Source organism: Methanosarcina horonobensis HB-1 = JCM 15518, from assembly GCF_000970285.1.
Lineage (GTDB): Archaea > Halobacteriota > Methanosarcinia > Methanosarcinales > Methanosarcinaceae > Methanosarcina > Methanosarcina horonobensis.
The window spans coordinates 911,097-931,174 of the sequence record NZ_CP009516.1; the positions used below are offsets into that span (position 1 = coordinate 911,097).

The window sequence follows — 20,078 nt, forward strand, 5'->3', positions numbered from 1 at the left end:
ATTTTTAAGAGGGTTATTCTATGGACGAGAAAGCTGCTATTGAGCCTGCAAATCCAGTGAAAGAAGAGCTCACAGGTAAGAAAATGCCTCTGGTGAGCTGCGATAAGTATGATGAGGAAGAGAGAAAGGCACTCATTAAGGAAGAACAGGGTGAAATCGAAGAAGCTAAAGTTGAACCTATACACCCTTCCGAACAGAGAGGAGGTAAAAAGAAAAGCATTCTTGATACCTGCAAATAAGCAGGACTTTATTTTTTCTTTATTTTAACCTCCTTTTTAGTTTTTACTTCAATTTTTCTCTTTTTATTTTTATTTCTTTTTACAACCAACAAACTTCGCAAATTTATATGCATATATGCGCATATATACATATAATTATGATCAATGGCAAAGTAAAGTTTTTAAAGCGAAAGGCAGGATAGAAACATAATTTACAGCATCAAAAACAGGGAGATCAAATGTTTGCTTGAATCTCTTGGAATCAGGGACATAAAGCCCTGTTGTAATGATCAGCAGGCTTCAGACGTTTGTCCTATGTGTAAAACTGAGAATAAAATCTGCAATATCATTAATGAGAGTACAGGTAACCGGGTTGAAAAACAAAGTTGAGGATATCGTAAACCAGGATAGAATCGAAAAACCAGGGTCAAATAGAAAACCAAGGTCAGAAAAACTATCAACGATAAGGAATGGGTAAAACAATGGATGCGAATGAGAAAAAGGAAGTTATCAAAAAGAAGTATAAGGAGATTGCAACTTTAGGCGGTTCCTGCTGTTCCGGCAGCAGTTGCTGTGGGGATTCAAGTCCTGTAGACCTTTCCAAATCTCTTGGCTATTCGGAAGATGATGTTCAGGCTGCCCCGAACGCAAACCTGGGGCTTGGATGTGGTAACCCTACCGCTTTTGCGGAACTGAAACCCGGCGATATTGTCTTGGATCTGGGTTCAGGTGCAGGATTTGACTGTTTTCTTGCTGCACAGAAAGTAGGAAGTTCAGGAAAGGTTATAGGAGTCGATATGACTCCTGAAATGGTTGAAAAAGCACAGGCTAACGCCCGGCAGTATGGATATTCAAACATTGAGTTCCGCCACGGAGATATTGAAGCTCTTCCGGTTGAGGATAGTTCGGTGGATGTTATTATCAGCAACTGCGTGATCAACCTGGCTCCGGATAAGGAAAAAGTTTTTAGAGAGGCCTTCCGAGTTTTGAAACCAGAAGGCAGGATGTATATCTCGGACATGGTTCTCCTGGAGGATTTGCCTGAATACCTTAAAAATGACAATGACCTGCTTGCAGGCTGTGTCGCTGGCGCTGTGTTAAAAGAGGAATATTTAAGACTTTTGAAAAAAGCAGGATTTTCGGTAGAAATCCTGGCTGAAGATTCGGACATCAGTAAAAGGCAGTACGGAGGTCTGCCCGTTGAAAGCCTCAAATTAAAAGTCTGGGTATGAAAAGAAAATAGGAGTGACTATGTGAGAGAAAGATACGAGAAGATCAAATAAATAATATTTTTAATTTTCTTCTCTCTTTTCAGCTTCCTACTCCCTTTTCTGTTTTTTTCTCTCTTTTCTGCCTTTTGCTCCTTTTTGTAATCCTATAGCACTTTATTTCTTTTGATAAAGTAGACTGACGAAAAGAGATTTATCAGCAAGGTTCTTCAGAAACTATGCTTCAATAAGTATATCCATCAATCTATTTATATTACTATTCAATTATTATTTTTTAATGATCTGGGTACTCCAGGTTTGATGTTCTGAATGCAGGGACCCTCCTGAATATGGGGCACAGGATGATGGGGGGTGGTCTCTTTGAGGTGATATTGCTGAATACCATAAGAACCGTAAAAATCTGTTTTGTAATAGGTTTTGTACTTCTGTTGCTCAGCTCAGGGTGTGCAGCTGCCAGAAGGATCACCGTGGGGAGTGATGACAACAAAGATTTTCCTTCAATTCAGGAAGCTGTCAATGCAGCAAAGGCTGGAGATACGGTTTATGTGTATAACGGGCTTTATATGGAAAACATATATCTTGATAAAGAAATTTCCGTTCGTTCGATCTCCGGAAACCCTGAAAAAAACGTTGTAACGGCAAAAAACCCCGGAGACCATGTGTTTCATGTAATTGCAAATAACGTGACTATAAGCGGTTTTTCCATTAATGGCGCTAACGACACTCTGAAGGCTGGCATTTATCTGGAGAATACACAGGGAATTATGATAAGCAATAATAGACTTTCCAGCAACCGTCTGGGTGTTTATCTAGACTCTTCTACTACCAATATGTTGAATCTTAACAATGTGTCTGAAAATGAGGTAGGAATTTTCCTTAACGATTCAGGGAATAACTGGATTATCAATAATAAAGTGGAAATGAACAGCTTGAGAGGAATTCTCCTTGAAGCTTCCGATAGGAACCAGCTAAAAGGAAATCTTCTGCATTTCAATGCAGGGTACGGCCTTATGCTCTCAAACAGCAGTAAAAATCTCATTTACGATAACTATTTCCAGAACTCTGAAAATGTTGGTTATGAAGGAACTAACCTGGAAAATGACTGGAACATGAGTATGAAGAGGGGAATAAACATTGTTGGAGGACCCTATATCGGTGGAAACTACTGGACCAGTCCTGAAAGTACTGCCGTGTGTGTTATTGAAGATCTGGACGATAATGGTCTTTGTGATACTTCATACGATCTGGGAGAGGGTAACATTGACTACATGCCTCTTATCCGGCGCCCTCAGATTTTTCAGGGTAGAGAGCGTCCTATTACGGTCACCCTTTTTGGACTTGGCTTATTCATACTTATCCTTACGGTATTCATTGTAAGGAGGGTAATGGGCTGGGGAAAAGATCGTTACGAAAAAAAATGAGAAGTAAAGTGAGCATATAAAGTAAAGCAGAATAATGGAAATAAAACGAGAATAAACTGAAAGTAAACGAAATACGGCAGTTTTTAAGCAGGCAGTAATAATACTCAGCAAACCCGGAAAATTTTAAATTCACACTTTTTTGATTAATTAGCTTTCCGGGAAAAGCTTATTTAACGGCTTCTTTATATATTGCCTGAAGAATCATATTTTCAGGTACATGTATCTGGGTTAGTACGTATATCTGGTTTAATGTGTTTCAAAAAATTATTTCATAAATTTTGTTACTTCAAAAAAATCTATATATTTATGTAGAGTGGGTTATACTTACATTGGATGAATTTTACCAACACCTAAAGGAGATGACAGGATTAAGTCGATAATTCTTGCAGGTGGCTCAGGGACGAGACTCTGGCCTCTCAGCCGGGAAATGTATCCCAAACAATTTTTAAAGTTCGGGGAAACATCACTTTTTCAGGAAACTGTGCTTCGATGTCTTGAGGTTTCGGATATTTCTGAAATTTTTGTTGTAACCAATGAAGCTCAGAAATTTTTTGTAATTGGACAGATCAAGGAGACAGGATACTCAATCCCTCCCGAAAACGTTCTGATCGAGCCTGAAGGCAAGAACACACTTCCTGCGATTTTCTACGGAATGAAAGAAATTGAAAAGAAATTCGGGAATTCGATCGTAGGAATCTTTTCCTCAGATCATGTTCTTGACAGAGCTGCAATGGGAACGATTTCTTCAGCTGAAAAGCTGGCTTCGGATTATCTGGTCACTTTTGGGGTTGTTCCCACATTTCCTCATACGGGATACGGCTACATTAAAGCGTCAGAAGCCTGTGAGCCCGGTTACAGGGTCTCGGAATTCAGGGAAAAACCTGATTTTGAAACCGCCCAGAAATATATCGAAGAAGGTTGCCTCTGGAACAGCGGAATGTTCCTCTTTGAGACACGGCTTTTCTTTGAAGAAGTCAAAAAACACGCACCTTCGGTTTTTGCCTGTTTTGAGAAAGGGGGAGATATTAATGAAATTTATACGTGTGTGGATAAAGTCTCCATTGACTACGGCATAATGGAGAAATCCGATAACGTTGCTGTTGTAAAGCTGAACCAGAAGTGGAGTGACCTTGGAAACTTTGCTGCAATTTATGATGAGCTGGAGAAAGACTCGGTAGGAAATGTGATCCATGAATGTGATCCAATGCTTCTTAACTCCGACGGGAATCTGGTATATTCGAAATGCGGGAAAATCGTTTCCCTTATTGATGTTAAGGATATGGTGGTTGTTGATACGAGCGATGCCCTGTTAATATGCCCCAAGTCCAGCAGTCAGAAAGTAAAGGAAATAGTTTCGGATCTCAAGACCAGGAAAGATGAAAGGGCGTTTGTCGGGCAAACAGTCTACCGACCCTGGGGCTCATATACACTGCTTGACGCCTCTCCAGGCCATAAAATAAAGAATATCACTGTGCTTTCTGACCATAAGTTAAGCCTTCAGTTGCATTATCACAGGAGTGAGCACTGGGTGGTTGTAAAAGGTATGGCGTGTGTGGAAGTTGATGGGAAGCAGTTTTTCCTGAGACCAGGGGAAAGCACGTTTATCAGAGCCGGACAAAAGCACAGGCTGTCAAACCCCGGAAAAGTTCCTCTTGAGATTATCGAGGTGCAGTTAGGAGAGCTTGTGGATGAAGGAGATATTGTCAGGTTTGATGACGTATATGGTAGACAATAAGTAAATTTTCAATATTGGTAAGAAGTTAATGTTTTTATGATAAAAATGAGTTTGTGAGCACGGGGGGACATTGGGAAAATCATACGTGTATCGACAGTGATAAGAAAGATTTGAAGCATCCATGACCTTAATAAAACATAAATGATGTCTAGACCGTGCTCAACATAGCTACTATTTTCTCAAATATCTTAAAAATAGATCCTATTCAACGCCAGAGCATTGTATCAGTATTCTGGCAGGTCTCATTCACAGCCATAGGCTTCTTAAGTACCATGTACTTTGCGCATACGGCAGGTGCTTCAATTCTCGGTTCATACTTCCTATTTTTAGCATACTATGGTATTTTTGGTATGTTTACTGATGGCGGATTTGGTGGAGCCGCAGTTAAGCGTATCAGTGAAGGCGAAGAACCTGATGCATATTTCAGCGCATACTTTTTACTGCGACTAGTGTTTACAATAACTGGAATACTTGTGTTACTCATGTTTAAAGACTACTTTGTGGGTCTTAACAAAGCAGGTATATTTGACTGGCTGTTGTTATTATTATTTGTTTCAGCGCTTGCAGGACCAATCTCAAGCGGGGTTGCCGGTAAAGGCAAGATGGGAATACGCAACACCTGCGAAGGAATAAGCAACATTTCACGTGTTATGATCCAGGTCCCCGCAATATATCTCGGATATGAAACCGCAGGTCTGGCCGGGGGCATGGTAGCCGGTATGATCGTGGCAGCAGTAATTGAATTCCGTTTTTTTGACTTGCATTTAGTAAACTTCCAATGGAAACATATAAAGAGCTTATCTGTATTTTCGTTCTGGCTATTTTTAACATCCAGTGGGGTGCTTGTGTTTTCACAGGCAGATACTGTTCTTATAGGGCATTTTATGGATGTTGAAAATGTAGGTATTTACAGGGTAGTACTCCAGTTCACAGGGATTGCCACATTTAGTTCAAATGCACTGAGGTTGACACTCTGGCCTAGAGTCAGCCAATGGGGTAAAACCAAGGAGCTTTATCTTATAGAAGAGTCACTGTCGCGTGCAATTAGTTACTCATTGTTACTGGCAATTCCGGTACTTGTGGGTGGTATACTGCTGGGGGACCGTCTGCTATATTCATTTTACGGTGCAGATTTTGCCCAGGGCTATCATGTACTGATAATATTACTTGCTGTACAGGTGGTAAACATATTCCAGTACTTTTTCACGATGTATCTGGATGCTCTGGATCATCCTCAAGAATCATTTAAGGTCACGGCAATTGGTGTTGGAGCAAACATTGCATTGAACATAATACTTATCCCGCTCATAGGTATAAACGGAGCAGCAATAGCAACATTGGCAACAATGACATTGAATGCTTTGCTCGCCTGGCGTGCTTTATCCAGACATATGACAATAAAACTGGAGCGTCAAAGTCTGTCTAATATCATGATGTCTTCGGTTGTTATGGGGTTGCTTGTTGGTGTGTATCGTTTGTTTGTGCCGCTTTCCAATATCTGGGTTACAATGCTGGTGGTTGCTTTCGGTGGAATAGCATACGGTTTTTTAATATTGAAATTTGATAAAAAAGTGTACACTGAAATGAAAGATATTGTGGAAAAGGTTGGTATAGGCTTTGTTTGGCCAGGCTGGCTGTGAATCAATACTTATCCTTGATAGTTATAATATGAGTTTTAAGAATTCGTGATTTTAGATGGGACTCTACGGTTTTTATATATTCCAGTTATACCCTGAACATTAGCACAAATTTTTGCATAAACTCGGTTTATTATCCAGTTATATGCAGTTCTGATTTTTATCATTCAATAGGCCTTAAAGTCCATATGAATTATATTCTGGTCCTGAGACTATTATGGCATGTAATGGAATGATTTTCAAATTTATAGATTCATCGATAATTGCTCTTTTTCTTCTAATCTTCTGTTGAGGTAGTAGGTGAGTGCGAAAATACCCCAACTTAGCATCACCAGGTTCTTCAAAGCGTATACTATCCTCTATATAATATAAAATTAAATTATATACCATTTTAAAACAGGATCTATGGATAATTTAGCACAATATTCAAGTAGAAAGTGTGGGAAAGATGACTGAAATTAGCGTTATTATTCCTACCTGGAATAGAGCAGAAACGCTGGGTAAGGCTATTTCAAGTGCCTTAAACCAAACTCTTCCTCCTCTTGAAATCATTGTATGTGGTGTTGAGGGGTCACTGGATCAAGAAGTTGTTAATTCGATAAACGATCCTCGTGTACGATGGATAGAGGGAGGACGTGATGGGCTTGCATCAATTCCTCGTAATAGAGGAATTAATGCAAGCAGGGGAGAGTGGTTAGCTTTTTTGGATAGCGATGATGAGTGGTTACCGGACAAACTGGAAAAACAGCTCAAGCATGCCAACAAAATGGGATGCAGTGCTGCATGCTCTGACGCAATAAGGTATATTCCATCTAAAGGGTATGCAGGAACAATAGTTAACGGGGAGGTTTCTGGGGATTTAATATCTTTTTCTTTACTTTCTAACAATAATTACATAGTTTGCAGTTCAGTTTTAATTAAAAAAGACATTGTGGAAAAATGCGGTGGATTTCCAGAAGATATATCGTTAAAAGTTGGGGAAGATTACGCATTATGGCTGCGTACAGCTACACTTACGGACTTTGCCTTTGTAAACGAACCATTATTAATTTATAGAGACGAACCTCAAACAAGTGTGAGAGCTTCTACTCCTCCTATCTGGGAGTTAAGAGCTAATGTTTTTAATTCATTTATTTCATGGGCAAATAATACTGATTATAATACAAATAACAAAGAATACTTTTCTTTGGCAAAAAGATTATTTTTACAGGCTCGTACCCGAAAAATCTTGTGTAGTTTAGTCGAAAGTACTAGGGTAAGATTTAAAGGAATAGCTCATAGAATTTAAAATATAGGAGAGAATACGACAATACTACATACAGTTGAATTCAATTGTCATTATATTGTCATTACTGTCTTTCGGATCGATTTTAAAAGACCGGATTTAACTATTTTATCTATTGGTGGTCTATTACTTGGCAGACAATGTTTTGTATATACATGTAAAACATATCCTACAAAAATTAATCCAATATCTGGAGAGACCTCTTGTAATTGCTGGCAGATTTGTAGGTTCTTTCTCCGTTTCATACTTCAGGTCCCAGCTTTTTTTCTTTTTTCCGTTCTACCATATAGGAGGGGCTGAAAAGGTTCATGCCAGAATTACCTGTTGCCTGAAAGAGAATAAACCTATAGTATTTTTTGCGGATAAATCAAAAAGTTTCGCATTAAAAAAACAATTTATGCAAAGTGCTAAAATATTTGATTTAGGTTATTTAAACAATCCAGTATTAATTTACTTTTGGGCTGGTGTACTTTCTACAATTGTAAACAGTAATAAAAATTGCGTAGTTTTTGGATGTAACAATATCCTTTTTTATAAACTAATCCCTTATTTAAGCCCTCACATTTGCTGTATTGACCTCACTCACGCTTTTGGGGGTGGAATTGAAAATGTTAGCCTTCCTTGTGTAGATAGATTAGACAAAAGAGTTGTAATTAATACACGCACGTTAAAGGATCTCAAGGAACAGTACAGTTTGAACGGTGTTCCTGAGAATATGAGTGAAAGGATTGTTTTAATCGAAAACTGTGTACATATTCCAGAATTAACCGGAAGAAAAAATTATAGAAAAAATAATGGACCAATTTTAAGAATTCTATACGTAGGTCGTGGTTCTGAAGAAAAGAGAGTACACCTTGTAGGAGAAATTTCTTACCTCTGTCACCAAAAAGATATGCCTGTTGAGTTTGTATTGGTAGGAGACGTCAGAAGTTCAATTCCTGAGCAGTACAGAAAGTGTTGTACTTTTTTAGGCGAAATCGTAGATGAAAAAAAGCTCTCAGAAATCTACAATAGTTCTGACATATTGCTACTTGTATCGAGCAGTGAAGGTTTTCCTTTAGTTATAATGGAAGCAATGGCTTATGGGGTTGTAACTATAAGTACGGACGTAGGAGGCATTTCAGAGCATATTCATAACGGATATAACGGTTTTCTTATAAAAAACGAAAGTGAAAGTCTCATAGTAAAAAACGTATATAAAATTATAGATGAACTTATCTCAAACGAATTTTTGATGGACAAAATTTCTCTTGAGGCCTATGAATATGCAAAAACAAATTTTAACTGTGAAAAATTTTGTTCAAAATATAAAAAACTAATTTGGGGCAAGTGATGACTTCAGTCTTCAAAACTGAAGCTAACAAGTATGACTTTTTTTATAGTTTTACATAAACCGTCTATGCTTATAATTATAAAATGTAAAAACTATCTCCTAAAACTATTTGCTAAAATTAATGGATTTATTTAATGAACAAAAAGTATGAATTAATTGCTTGACCGACTATAAACTTCAATTAAGTTAAGTTTTTGTTTTCGATGCATTTTCGTTAATTTGGTGCCATCTCAGTTATGTATATCATTTTTTAATTGGAAGCGAATTGGGTTTAAAAGGTTCTAAACTTCCATTTTTCTTTTATTTTTTCGTGGCTTAGGACATTTCACAGAAAAATGCTCTTAATAATGATTTTACAGCGTATGCTTTACAATGAGTACTTAATTATTTTTAAAAAAGGGAAATATTTTTTCAATCCAAACTTATTTTAGGAAAATCCTCAGGAAAGATTATTAACAAGTGTTCTACGACTAAACTCCACCATGAAACAAGGTATCATATACATTGATTTTTTTCCGAAATTTCTTAGTAAAAAAACAATATGATTTCTGGCATAATAGTAAGTCTGTCTCAAACGCCCGGACAGTCTGCAGCCACCTGTACCAACTCTGTTGTGGTCTGCTACTGCAGCTGGTTGGAAGTAGAACTTAAATCCCCTGTTAATGAGCCGCATATTCAGGTCACTTTCTTCACGGCAGTAGGTACCCTTGTAAGCTTTTTCTTCATATCCGCCTATGGCCTGTAACTGATCCCCTGGGTACAAACAACAGGCGTGTCCCATATCTACTCCTAAAACACTTCCAGAGTCCTGTCCATAATTGTTAAAAATCTCACCAGTGAATTTATTTACATAAAATGGCATATTACGCCTGACAGCTTCTTTATCTGGATCTGTATTTTCTATTAATCTTGGAACGATAACGACGTTGTGGGCATCGAATGAATTGTAAGTGCTGACAAGTTTCTCTAAGCAGTCTTGATGCAGTACCAGATCATCTTCTATGAAAAATACTAATTGACCTTTAGCTGCAAATAGAGCTTTATTTCTATTACCTGGGAGTCCTAGATTGTGTTCATTCGTCGTGCCGTTAATCCTGGAATCACGGTTTATGTACTGTTTTATAACATCTCCTGTATTGTCAGTTGAACAGTCATCCGAAATCAAAAGTTCCCAATTGGTATATGACTGATTTAATACCGATTTGACACAGACTCCAAGAACAGATGCTCTATTGTATGTTGGTAAAATTATTGATACTAGTGGTCTTTTCCTGATTGCCTCTTCTTTGAACCCGTGATGGATTTTACTCTGATATTTTGATATCCCCAATATCTTCTCCGTTTTTAAGCCACTTATATAATCGATTTCCACGCTTAAGTCCCCCACTTAAGTTCCCCCAAACCTAAGAATAATTTGTAAAATTTGTAGTTTAAAGAAATAAATTGTAGTAACCCTTAATTTAACCGGATAATTTTGTTATTTTGTCTTGGATAATTTTTCTTTGTCTTATTTTTTTATTTTTCATTTTTGTCTTACATATGTCGTTTCTCAATTTTGACTGAAACTTTTTTCCAGTCCACGATTAAATATGAGTACCTAATGAGTATAATGTAACAGCTAATATAAAGCTCATATAATATAAATGTAAATGATATCTAACAAGCACTTTTGCATAATTTGGCCTTCCAATCGTTTTCAAGTAACATCAGTTATCATACAATCCGTCTGACAAATTCAATGGCTGAAAAGAAAAAAATATCTTGCTGGTCTGCCTTCGGCAGTTGCTTCTAACCTTCCTTTTTCCTGAAAAATCTCACGTAGGGGAAAAACATTTCAGACTCGAACTTCTCACCCGAGCTTCCCGTCTTTGATAGGATCGATCATAATAGCCCTCTGAAATGGGTCAGGGCATATATTTTATTAAATTACATGAACCGGATACCGCTATCCTGCAATGGTGAACTTGAATGTTCTTCTTAAAAATGAAGGCGGATGGTTATGTATGGTTACTGGAAGAGAATATCCGAGTATTGTAGGGAAAGAGTTTGATTGATCCGGAAGAGTTTATTAGTAAAAGATTTGTGTATAAGGGAGCTTGGAAAATAGATAAAAATGAGTGTGGAATATACTGAACAAAATCCTTTTATTTTTTCTCCTCTCAGTAGTCTACTATTTCAAGGCCAAAACTTATTTATCGACATTTTATTATTTACTGTCTATATTTTGTTAACATTTTATAGCAAATTCACGAGTTTAAGACTAAGAGAAAGCATAAATTGCCACATTTCGAGTTTTCTCTTAAAACTATTATGGTGTTGTGCAGAGAGAGCACATGTGTGTAAAAGGGAAAATTTTGTAGACTTGATCAGGTATATTGGAATACTGAGGTTTGAAATATGAAGGTCATTGATACCGAAATAAAGGACCTTTTCATACTGGAGCCCAATGTTTTTGAGGATGAGCGGGGCTATTTCTTTGAGAGTTACAACAGAAAGACACTGGATAATTTAATAGGGAAAGAGTACAATTTTGTTCAGGACAATGAATCAAAGTCGTCTTATGGAGTAGTTCGCGGTCTACACTATCAGTTAGCTCCTTATAGTCAGGCAAAACTGGTAAGGGTCTTGCAGGGGAAGGTGTATGACGTTGCAGTGGATTTAAGGAAAAGTTCCCTCACTTTCGGTAAGTGGGTTGGAGTCGAGCTTTCGGGTGAAAACAAGAGGCAATTTCTTATTCCAAAAGGTTTTGCTCATGGATTTTCTGTGCTGAGTGAAATCGCAGTTTTTGCATACAAATGTGATGATTATTATCATCCTGAAGCTGAAGTAGGAATTGCTTACAACGATTCTTCGCTAGGTATTGACTGGAAAATAAATGATAAAGATGTAAAAGTCTCTCAGAAAGATAGGTTGCTTCCCAAATTTGAAGAAGCCAGGATGAACTTTTAATGCACAAATTTTTATGTTTTAAAACAGTCGGTGTATTATTGTAATGTATTCTTTGCAGAGGTGACCTGAACGAAACTGCTGGTAACAGGAGGCTGCGGATTTATAGGCAGCAATTTTATCCGTTATATGCTGGAAAAGTATCCGCACGACCGAATTATAAATCTTGACAAACTGACATATGCCGGGAATCCAGCCAATCTCAAAGATATTGAGAATAACCCTAACTATTCTTTTGTCAAAGGAGATATCTGCGACCCTGCCGTTGTGAATGAAGTAATGAAAAATGTAGATCAGGTAGTTCATTTCGCAGCCGAAAGCCATGTTGACCGTTCAATTGAAGATGGATCGGTTTTTGTAAGGACAAACGTACTTGGTACAAACACCCTTCTCCAGAGTGCGCTTGCAAACGATATCATGAAATTTATCCACGTTTCAACTGATGAGGTATACGGCAGTATAAAAGAGGGGTCTTTTATTGAAAAAGATAATTTGAATCCTTCAAGCCCTTATTCTTCAAGCAAAGCAGGTTCGGACCTCCTTGCAATGTCTTATTACACAACCTATGAGCTGCCTGTTTGCATTACGAGGTGTACAAACAACTTTGGTCCTTACCAGTATCCTGAAAAGCTGATTCCTTTTTTTATCAGCAGATTAATGGAAGGAAAGAAAGTTCCAGTGTACGGTACAGGCAAGAATATCAGGGACTGGATCTATGTTGAAGATCACTGCTCTGCAGTAGATTTTGTTCTTCATAACGGAAGCAGCGGAGAAATTTATAATATCGATGGCGGGAACGAACTTACAAATCTTGAAATCACTCATCGCCTTCTTAGAATGCTTGGCAAAGACGAATCTTCAATTGAATATGTTGAAGACAGAAAAGGTCACGACTTCCGGTACTCCCTTGACGGCAGCAAACTGGAAAAAATGGGCTGGACACCAAAATATGATTTTGATACTGCCCTTGAGCAAACAGTCAGGTGGTATGTTGAAAATCGGTGGTGGTGGGAACCATTAAAGCACTGATTATAGGTTCTAACGGAATGCTCGGTTCTGATCTCTGCAATATGTTTCCCTATGCTGTCAAACTGACTCACAGAGATCTTGATATCACAAATAAAGAACAGGTTCTGGGATCTATTCAAAGAATAAAACCTGACGTTGTAATAAACGCCGCTGCTTATACCGATGTTGATGGTTGCGAGGATAACCAGGAACTTGCATTTCAGGTCAATGGATATGGTCCCGGGCATATTGCCGAAGCTTGTAGTAAAGTGGGAGCGTTACTCGTACATTTCAGTACGGATTATGTATTTGATGGGTCCAGAAATGAGTACATAGAGTCTGACACTCCAAACCCTATCAACGTATATGGTCAGTCAAAACTTCTTGGAGAACAGAAGATCGCAGAGAACACCGAGAACTACAGGATCATCAGAATTTCCTGGCTTTTTGGCATTCACGGAAAAAACTTCGTAGAGACAATGCTGAAATTATCTACTCAGATGGATAGGGTCAAGGTAGTAAATGACCAGTTTGGAAAACCCACATATACCGTAGACCTCGCAAATAAGATTACGGACGTCCTTGAACTTGAGGCAGGGATATACCATTTAACAAACGAAGGCGTATGTTCCTGGTATGAGTTTGCATCTGCTATCATAGATAATGTTGTTCCGTGTACAAGCGAAGAATTTCCAAGAAAAGCAAAACGTCCGAAGTATTCTGTTCTTGTAAACTCTAAAACCGAACCTATGAGGCACTGGAGAGCAGCACTCGAAGTTTATATGAAGGAGAGAAATAAATGAAAGGCGTGATACTCGCAGGCGGGACAGGCAGCAGGCTCTATCCCCTGACCAAGGTTACAAATAAACATCTTTTGCCAGTCTATGACAAGCCAATGATATTTTATCCTATCCAGACCCTTGTCGATGCAGGAATTAAGGAGATAATGATAGTATCAGGTAGAGGTCATGCAGGGCACTTCCTTGAACTCCTGGGATCGGGCGCGGATCTCGGAGTTAAGTTCACTTATGAAATTCAGGAAGAGGCCGGAGGAATCGCACAGGCATTAGGCCTTGCTGAGAGTTTTGCTGATGAGGAGGATGTGGCTGTAATTCTTGGGGACAATATTTTCCAGGATAATATCAAAAATGATGTCTCAAACTTTACAGGCGGTGCCAAGATTTTCTTAAAGGAAGTCCCTGATGCTCACAGGTTTGGAGTTGCGGAGCTAAAAGGCGATAAAGTCGTCGGAATCAAAGAAAAACCAAGGGAGCCTAAAAGCAGGTTTGCGGTTACAGGTCTCTATATTTATAGCAATAAAGTGTTTAAAGTGATTAAAACCTTAGAGCCTTCTGCTCGAGGAGAACTCGAGATAACTGATGTTAATAATTATTTTGTTAACAATGGAACTATGGAATACCGTGTTCTGGATGGTTTCTGGAGTGATGCTGGAACCTTTGAAAGCTTATTGAGAGCAGGTATACTGATCCAGAAACATAGTAAAAACAAAAATCTGGAGTAAAACTCATTGACTACAGTTAAAAAAATAGCCAAGAATAGTCTATTCTTACTTGCTGGTCAGGTAACGAGTATAGTTTTTGGTTTTTTTTATTTTGTTTATATGGCCCGATATCTTGGGGCTGAAGATTTAGGAATATTGAGTTTTGCGCTCTCTTTTGCCTCAATTCTGGGACTTATAGGAGATCTCGGACTAAGTTCATTAATGATAAGGGAAGTCTCACGCAATCTGTCTCAGGCACCCAGATATCTTGGAAGTATTCTCTTAATGAAGATTTTACTATCAATGGTTAACTTTGGAGTCGCTGCAATTGCAATAAATATTCTTGGTTATTCCGAACCAACAATAAGGGTAGTGTACATTATTACGCTATATAATATTGCGACAAATTTTACTTATGTGTTTTATTCTGTTTTCCAAGCGTTTGAGAGATTTGAATTTCAATCTTTAGGGATTATTCTGAATAGCACATTGATGATTGTGGGTATTTTTTTTGCAGTAGAACAGAGACTTGATTTAATTTATTTTGCATTCATTTATCTTATTGTTAACACAATAATTCTCGTATATAGTTTTCTTATATGTATAAGAAAATTTACAATCCCGACTTTAAATATCGATTGGGTTTTCTGGAAGCAAATAATTTCCGAATCAGCTCCATTCTGGTTAAATACAGTATTTGTCTTAATTTATTTTAAAATAGATATGGTAATGCTTTCGGTAATGAACGGAGATAGTGTAGTTGGATGGTATGCGGCATCTTACAGGTTAATAGATGCTCTTGCCTTATTACCTGCAGTTCTTATGAGTACAATGTATCCTGTATTTTCCAAATTTTATGTTAGTTCCATAGACTCTCTGGAATTTGCTTTTAAAAAATCACTTAAGCTTTTAACAATAATTTCAATCCCGATTGGAATAGGCACTACAATCTTGGCAGAAAGAATTATTATACTTATATATGGTATGGAATATTCTCCTTCAGTTACTGCTTTGCAAATTTTAATCTGGGCAAGTGTACTGAGTTTTATCAATTATACACCTGCAACTTATTTCAATTCAATAGATAAACAAAGGACACTTATGATGTTTACCTTTGTAGGGGCAATCCTTAATCTAATTCTAAACTTTATCCTGATCCCTCAGTTCAGTTACAAAGGAGCTGCCGTTGCTACTGTATCTACAGAGCTGGTTGTTGGTTTACTGCTGATTTCTAATATGCACAGGATACAAAACTTGTCCTCTTTGTTAAGAGATTTAATATTTAAATCGTTAATAGCAGGAGCTGTCATGGGGATATTTCTGCTTATTTTCCAGAATTGTACGTTGATACTGCTGATTTTGTTTGCAGCAATTTTATACTTCACTGCCCTGTATATTATAAATGGCTTTGAAAAAGAAGACATCAGTTTACTTAATCAGGTATTGGGAAGATAAATTGTCCTCGTGTGCTACATTTATTATTCCTAAGTGTAGCATATAGAAAACGCTTAAGCTAACAATATACTCCAATTAAGGAAATTCTTTGACTGACAAGGATTTATAAACACTTTACGAACATATACAGCTCTTTGAAAATCATTGTTAGATGGATAATCTTAAAAACTTGATAAATTTGAATTCATAGAAAGCTTCCTTGATGACTTCTAAAAGAGAGATTGTCAAGCTAAAACTCAATTTCATAAGTCAATTTTTAATATGTGGTTGAAACTATGATCTCGGTTGTTTGTGTTTATAACGATGAAAAAATATTTAACGACTTTCTGCTCAAAAGTCTGAAGAATCAAACTGCAGAGTTTGAGCTTATCGGGATCGATAATACGTCAAACGAATTTAAGTCCGCGGCTGTAGCTCTTAACTATGGCGGAATAAAAGCCAGGAACAAGTACATCATGTTTGCCCATCAGGACGTGAGTTTCATCCCGGATACCTGGCTTGAAGATGCAGAGAAGTTTCTTAATTCTATTGCTGATTTGGGAATTGCCGGGGTAGCTGGCATGAGTGAGTCTGGTAATTCTAACCAGGAAAGAGGACGAAACATTATAAAACACGGAGAACCTCCAGAAGCATGGTCATGGGGAAGCAGGATACAAAAGCCAGAACCTGTACAAACACTTGACGAGTGCCTGGTAATAGTTCCAAAATCCACTTTTGATGTTCTCAAATTTGACGAAAAAACCTGTGACGGCTGGCATTTATATGCAGTAGACTACTGTCTCAGTGCTAAAGAAAGGGGATTCGGAGTTTATGTGCTTCCGATGGAGGTTTACCATTTATCCAAAGGAGGAGTCAATAGAAAAAAGTTAAAGTCAGTAAACGGTTCGCTACCTGATGATTACTACAATAATCTTAAGAAAGTTCTTAAGAAACATGCTAATACTTATAAAATAATTTATACAACCTGTGGAGAATGGAATACTATATATCCCGTAACTCTTCAAAAATGCAGTTTTTTGACAAAAACATTTACACACTTACATACCCTGTTGAAACATGTGAAAGACTAGTGAAGTTATGATTTTTATCCATATATTTTGATTAACACTAATATAATAAACTGTTAATAATGTATATTGGTAGTTCTTAGTGTACAAATTGTTGAATAACATAGTGGTTAATTCAATATACTTTATTCATTACTTTAAACAAAAATGGTCATAAATAACGGACAATGGAAATTAGTTGCGGTCAAACCCAAAAGAGTTATTATTGGTTTTTGGAGAATAGTGAAAAAATTTTTGATATTTATTGTTTTCAGTAATTATTTTTAAGGCTAACTTTTACTATCCTGTTAAATCTTTACTACAGCACTCGGGGACAAAATAATGAAAATTGCTTTCCTTGCAACAAGGATAACAAAATACGATGCTATAAGCAATTATAGCGTGGATATGCTAAAAAAGCTTTCAGATAGTCATCATGTTGACCTTTATACATTTGTAACCCAGACAGAAATTCCAGTTAAAGTAGCTCAATATAACTACACTGATATAAAAGATCACAATCTGAAATCCGTTATCCTTTCGTTTACAAAAATACATTCCTTAACTAAAAAATTCTCAGATTACGACTTACTAATACTATGCAGTCCTGATATTCCAGTTTTACTTTCTGCCCATAGAGCCAGGCGTTTTAACCCGGATCTTAAAATAATCTGGGATTTCCATGGTATTACTCCCTTAAAGTATCTTTACTTTAAGGATAAAGTATTGAACTTTTTCAGGCGTCCCGGGTTCATTCAGTCAATGAAACAAAGTGATCTTATTCTGGTTCGCAGTGAATATATAAAAAAAGAACTTGAACCATATATCAAACCTGAAATGATAAAGGTCATTTCTTTCGGAATAAACCTTGATCCTTTTAAAAATACAGATCCTGCTGAAATAAAATTGAAGTTTAACCTGAGTAATCACCTTGTCTTATTATATGTTGGTCGATTGGTACCACATAAGTGCGTTGATACCCTGATTAAGGTTATACATGAACTTGATGAGAATTTTATGCTCATAATTGTCGGAGATGGCATAGAAAGGGATAAATTGAAAAATCTGGCGTCCTCATTAAACGTCTTGGATAAAGTTATCTTTACTGGAAAAGTATCAGATAACGATTTACCAAAATACTATGCTTCTTCAGATGCATTTGTTACGGCAAGTTTGCACGAAGGTTTCTGTGTACCAATCATAGAATCCTTTGCAAGCGGTAAACCGGCTGTTGTTCCTGATAGGGCCGCCATGCCAGAAGTAGTTGCAGATGGTGGGCTGATTTATGATGGGTCGATGGAAGATTTTTTGCTTAAATTGAGGAGTTTGAAAGATCCTGAAGTCCTTAAAACGATAAATGAAAGAGTCAATCAAATTAACAAAAAATACGATATTACAAAAGTATCTGAAGAATACCTGGAAACTATAGAAAAAGTTATGGATGGATTTAAATGACCGATTTGCCTTCAGTATCCTTTGTTGTTTTAACTTTAAACAATAAAAAAACGATAAAAAACTGCATTGAATCAATTGTTTCGCAAAATTATCCCTCTTTTGAAACTCTTGTAATTGATGGGGGATCAAATGATGGAACAAAAGAAATTGTTGAGCAGTATAAAGATTTAAATGTAAAACTACACGAATTTAAAGGATATGGAATCGGCAAATCAAGACAGATTGGGTTAGATCTTTCAAAAGGAGAAATCTGTGCATTTATAGACTCTGATTGTGAACTTCCAGATTGTTTCTGGACAAGGAAAATGATCGAACCTTTCCTGGAATCTAAAAATGTAGCCGGGACATGGGTGCTTGGTGCATATAAAAAAGAATATCCCAGTATAGCACGTTACTCCATACTGCAGCATCCTTATCGGCGAAAAGGGGTCTCTAAATTTATTGGTAGTGAAAATTATCTGGCCATAGGGACCGGTCACACTCTTCTTAAAAGAAATGCGATCATTGATGTCGGTGGTTTTCCCGATTTAAAAGCAAAAGAAGATGTTGACCTGACTTACAGAATAGTAAAAGCTGGATATGTTCTTGTTCACGTTGAGGATTGTGAAGTATATCATCTCCATGCAACTACGTTTCGGGGCTTTATGAAAAAGTATGAAAGGGATATAAATGCGGGTCTGGACGGAAACAAAGGGGATGATAGGGGAAGCAGCAGTGCGATTTCATTCCTTGTTTCGAATTCATTTATATATCCTACTGGGTTAGCTCTTTATGGTATCATAAAAGATAGAGATCTAGCATGGTTCTGGCATCCTCTGGTATGTTCTGCAAAACTTGCCATTGTTGCAAGGTCTTTTTTGAAGCTTAAACTTATAAATAGCAAAAAAAATTCTCAGTTTCATTAATGATTGTTATGTTGTCTGTAATCCTTTTAAACTACAATCAACCCGATATGACGATTGATTGCATAGAATATCTCCTAAAAAATAAAACTTATTATAAAGACTTCGAGATAATTGTTATCGATAACGGCTCAAAAGATGATTCTGTTGTAAAACTTACAAATATTGCAAACAAGTATAATCTATGTTTTATAAACAATAAAGAAAATCTCGGTTTCGCTGAGGGAAATAATGCAGGAATGCGCGTAGCTCGGGGTGAATGGATATTATTGTTGAACAATGATACTGTGTTTAAAGAAGGCTTTATTTTGAAAATGGCCGAGGCTGCAATGGATAATCCTGATGCTGCGGCTATCGGGCCTAAAATCTATTACTATGACGTTCCTTCTAAAGTCTGGTATAGTGGAGGGAAAATCACAAAGTATTATAATTTTATAGATGATACCTCGAATGAAAACGAGCATTATAAGCAGGTTGAATGGATAACCGGCTGCGCTCTGATGATTAACAAAAAGGCACTCGAAAAAGTAGGTCTTTTAGATAAAGATTTTTTTATGTACAATGAAGATGTAGACTGGTGTATAAGGGCCAGAAAAGCCGGCTTAAATCTTATATACACTCCCTTTGCTGAAATCTGGCACATTGGTTCTAAAACGACTACTGAGAATTTCAAAAAGTCATTTCAAATATATTACGGATATCGAAATAAATTGTTTATTATAATGAAAAATTCCAATGGTTTTGAGTACATAAACCTCATATTTGTTACCCTTTCCGGGATATGTTTAAGGATAATAGAATCGGTTATGAAAGGGAATTTTGACTCCGCCAAGGGATACTGGTTCGCAATGATTGACGGGTTAAGGTATAAACCTAAAAAAAGATTTTTGCAATAATATGATGATAA

General features: G+C 37.0%; 18 protein-coding genes. 17 read left to right on the forward strand and 1 reads right to left on the reverse strand.

The genetic code is table 11. From position 1 onward, the window contains the following. The first annotated feature begins 20 nt into the window (after positions 1–20). The 8 genes from MSHOH_RS04050 (at position 21) to MSHOH_RS04085 (ending at position 8,858) form a co-directional block, all read left to right on the forward strand. On the forward strand, positions 21–239 hold the full coding sequence (locus tag MSHOH_RS04050) for a hypothetical protein (RefSeq protein WP_048137579.1): 219 nt from the start codon (positions 21–23) through the stop codon (positions 237–239). 265 nt (positions 240–504) lie between these two features. Beyond that, positions 505–696, forward strand: coding sequence for a hypothetical protein (locus MSHOH_RS24210; RefSeq protein ID WP_048137581.1), 192 nt, complete (start codon positions 505–507; stop codon positions 694–696). 4 nt (positions 697–700) lie between these two features. Beyond that, entirely contained in the window at positions 701–1,450 is a 750-nt protein-coding gene (locus MSHOH_RS04060) for an arsenite methyltransferase (protein WP_048143155.1), read from the forward strand. Between the two features lie 326 nt (positions 1,451–1,776). Next, positions 1,777–2,868 carry a NosD domain-containing protein gene (locus MSHOH_RS04065; RefSeq protein WP_048137583.1) on the forward strand — a complete coding sequence of 364 codons (1,092 nt, stop codon included), beginning with the start codon at positions 1,777–1,779 and terminating at the stop codon, positions 2,866–2,868. A gap of 367 nt (positions 2,869–3,235) precedes the next feature. Further along, the gene (locus MSHOH_RS04070; protein WP_048137585.1) at positions 3,236–4,603 is read left to right on the forward strand and encodes a mannose-1-phosphate guanylyltransferase/mannose-6-phosphate isomerase; all 1,368 of its coding nucleotides are present in this window, start codon (positions 3,236–3,238) and stop codon (positions 4,601–4,603) included. 155 nt (positions 4,604–4,758) lie between these two features. After that, entirely contained in the window at positions 4,759–6,243 is a 1,485-nt protein-coding gene (locus tag MSHOH_RS04075) for a flippase (RefSeq protein ID WP_048137587.1), read from the forward strand. A 445-nt stretch (positions 6,244–6,688) separates the two neighbouring features. Beyond that, the gene (locus tag MSHOH_RS04080; protein WP_052730700.1) at positions 6,689–7,528 is read left to right on the forward strand and encodes a glycosyltransferase family 2 protein; all 840 of its coding nucleotides are present in this window, start codon (positions 6,689–6,691) and stop codon (positions 7,526–7,528) included. 127 nt (positions 7,529–7,655) lie between these two features. Then, positions 7,656–8,858: a glycosyltransferase family 4 protein gene (locus MSHOH_RS04085; protein WP_052730701.1), complete on the forward strand. Its 1,203-nt coding sequence runs from the start codon at positions 7,656–7,658 to the stop codon at positions 8,856–8,858. Between the two features lie 439 nt (positions 8,859–9,297). Here the strand turns inward: MSHOH_RS04085 and MSHOH_RS21905 are convergent, their stop codons facing one another. Further along, complete coding sequence (locus tag MSHOH_RS21905; RefSeq protein WP_158024038.1) at positions 9,298–10,230, reverse strand: glycosyltransferase family 2 protein; 933 nt, start codon at positions 10,228–10,230, stop codon at positions 9,298–9,300. 1,025 nt (positions 10,231–11,255) lie between these two features. Between MSHOH_RS21905 and rfbC the strand changes: the two genes are divergently transcribed. The 9 genes from rfbC to MSHOH_RS04135 all read left to right on the forward strand — a co-directional run bounded on the left by rfbC (position 11,256) and on the right by MSHOH_RS04135 (position 20,067). Further along, positions 11,256–11,807: a dTDP-4-dehydrorhamnose 3,5-epimerase gene (rfbC, locus tag MSHOH_RS04095; protein ID WP_048137589.1), complete on the forward strand. Its 552-nt coding sequence runs from the start codon at positions 11,256–11,258 to the stop codon at positions 11,805–11,807. A 126-nt stretch (positions 11,808–11,933) separates the two neighbouring features. Then, positions 11,934–12,833 carry a dTDP-glucose 4,6-dehydratase gene (rfbB, locus tag MSHOH_RS04100; protein ID WP_048137591.1) on the forward strand — a complete coding sequence of 300 codons (900 nt, stop codon included), beginning with the start codon at positions 11,934–11,936 and terminating at the stop codon, positions 12,831–12,833. Beyond that, positions 12,812–13,615, forward strand: a complete 804-nt coding sequence (gene rfbD, locus MSHOH_RS04105; protein ID WP_239451204.1) for a dTDP-4-dehydrorhamnose reductase — start codon at positions 12,812–12,814, stop codon at positions 13,613–13,615. The genes rfbB and rfbD overlap by 22 nt, the downstream gene beginning before the upstream one ends. Beyond that, positions 13,612–14,334, forward strand: coding sequence for a sugar phosphate nucleotidyltransferase (locus tag MSHOH_RS04110; protein ID WP_048137593.1), 723 nt, complete (start codon positions 13,612–13,614; stop codon positions 14,332–14,334). Before rfbD ends, MSHOH_RS04110 begins: the two co-directional genes overlap by 4 nt. A gap of 6 nt (positions 14,335–14,340) precedes the next feature. After that, positions 14,341–15,768: a flippase gene (locus MSHOH_RS04115; RefSeq protein WP_048137595.1), complete on the forward strand. Its 1,428-nt coding sequence runs from the start codon at positions 14,341–14,343 to the stop codon at positions 15,766–15,768. A 263-nt stretch (positions 15,769–16,031) separates the two neighbouring features. Beyond that, on the forward strand, positions 16,032–16,838 hold the full coding sequence (locus tag MSHOH_RS04120) for a glycosyltransferase (protein WP_204245382.1): 807 nt from the start codon (positions 16,032–16,034) through the stop codon (positions 16,836–16,838). A gap of 318 nt (positions 16,839–17,156) precedes the next feature. After that, positions 17,157–18,269, forward strand: a complete 1,113-nt coding sequence (locus MSHOH_RS04125) for a glycosyltransferase family 4 protein (RefSeq protein ID WP_048137598.1) — start codon at positions 17,157–17,159, stop codon at positions 18,267–18,269. After that, positions 18,266–19,174, forward strand: a complete 909-nt coding sequence (locus tag MSHOH_RS21910; protein WP_052730703.1) for a glycosyltransferase — start codon at positions 18,266–18,268, stop codon at positions 19,172–19,174. The genes MSHOH_RS04125 and MSHOH_RS21910 overlap by 4 nt, the downstream gene beginning before the upstream one ends. Further along, positions 19,174–20,067, forward strand: a complete 894-nt coding sequence (locus MSHOH_RS04135) for a glycosyltransferase family 2 protein (RefSeq protein WP_048137600.1) — start codon at positions 19,174–19,176, stop codon at positions 20,065–20,067. The genes MSHOH_RS21910 and MSHOH_RS04135 overlap by 1 nt, the downstream gene beginning before the upstream one ends. Positions 20,068–20,078: the final 11 nt, after the last annotated feature.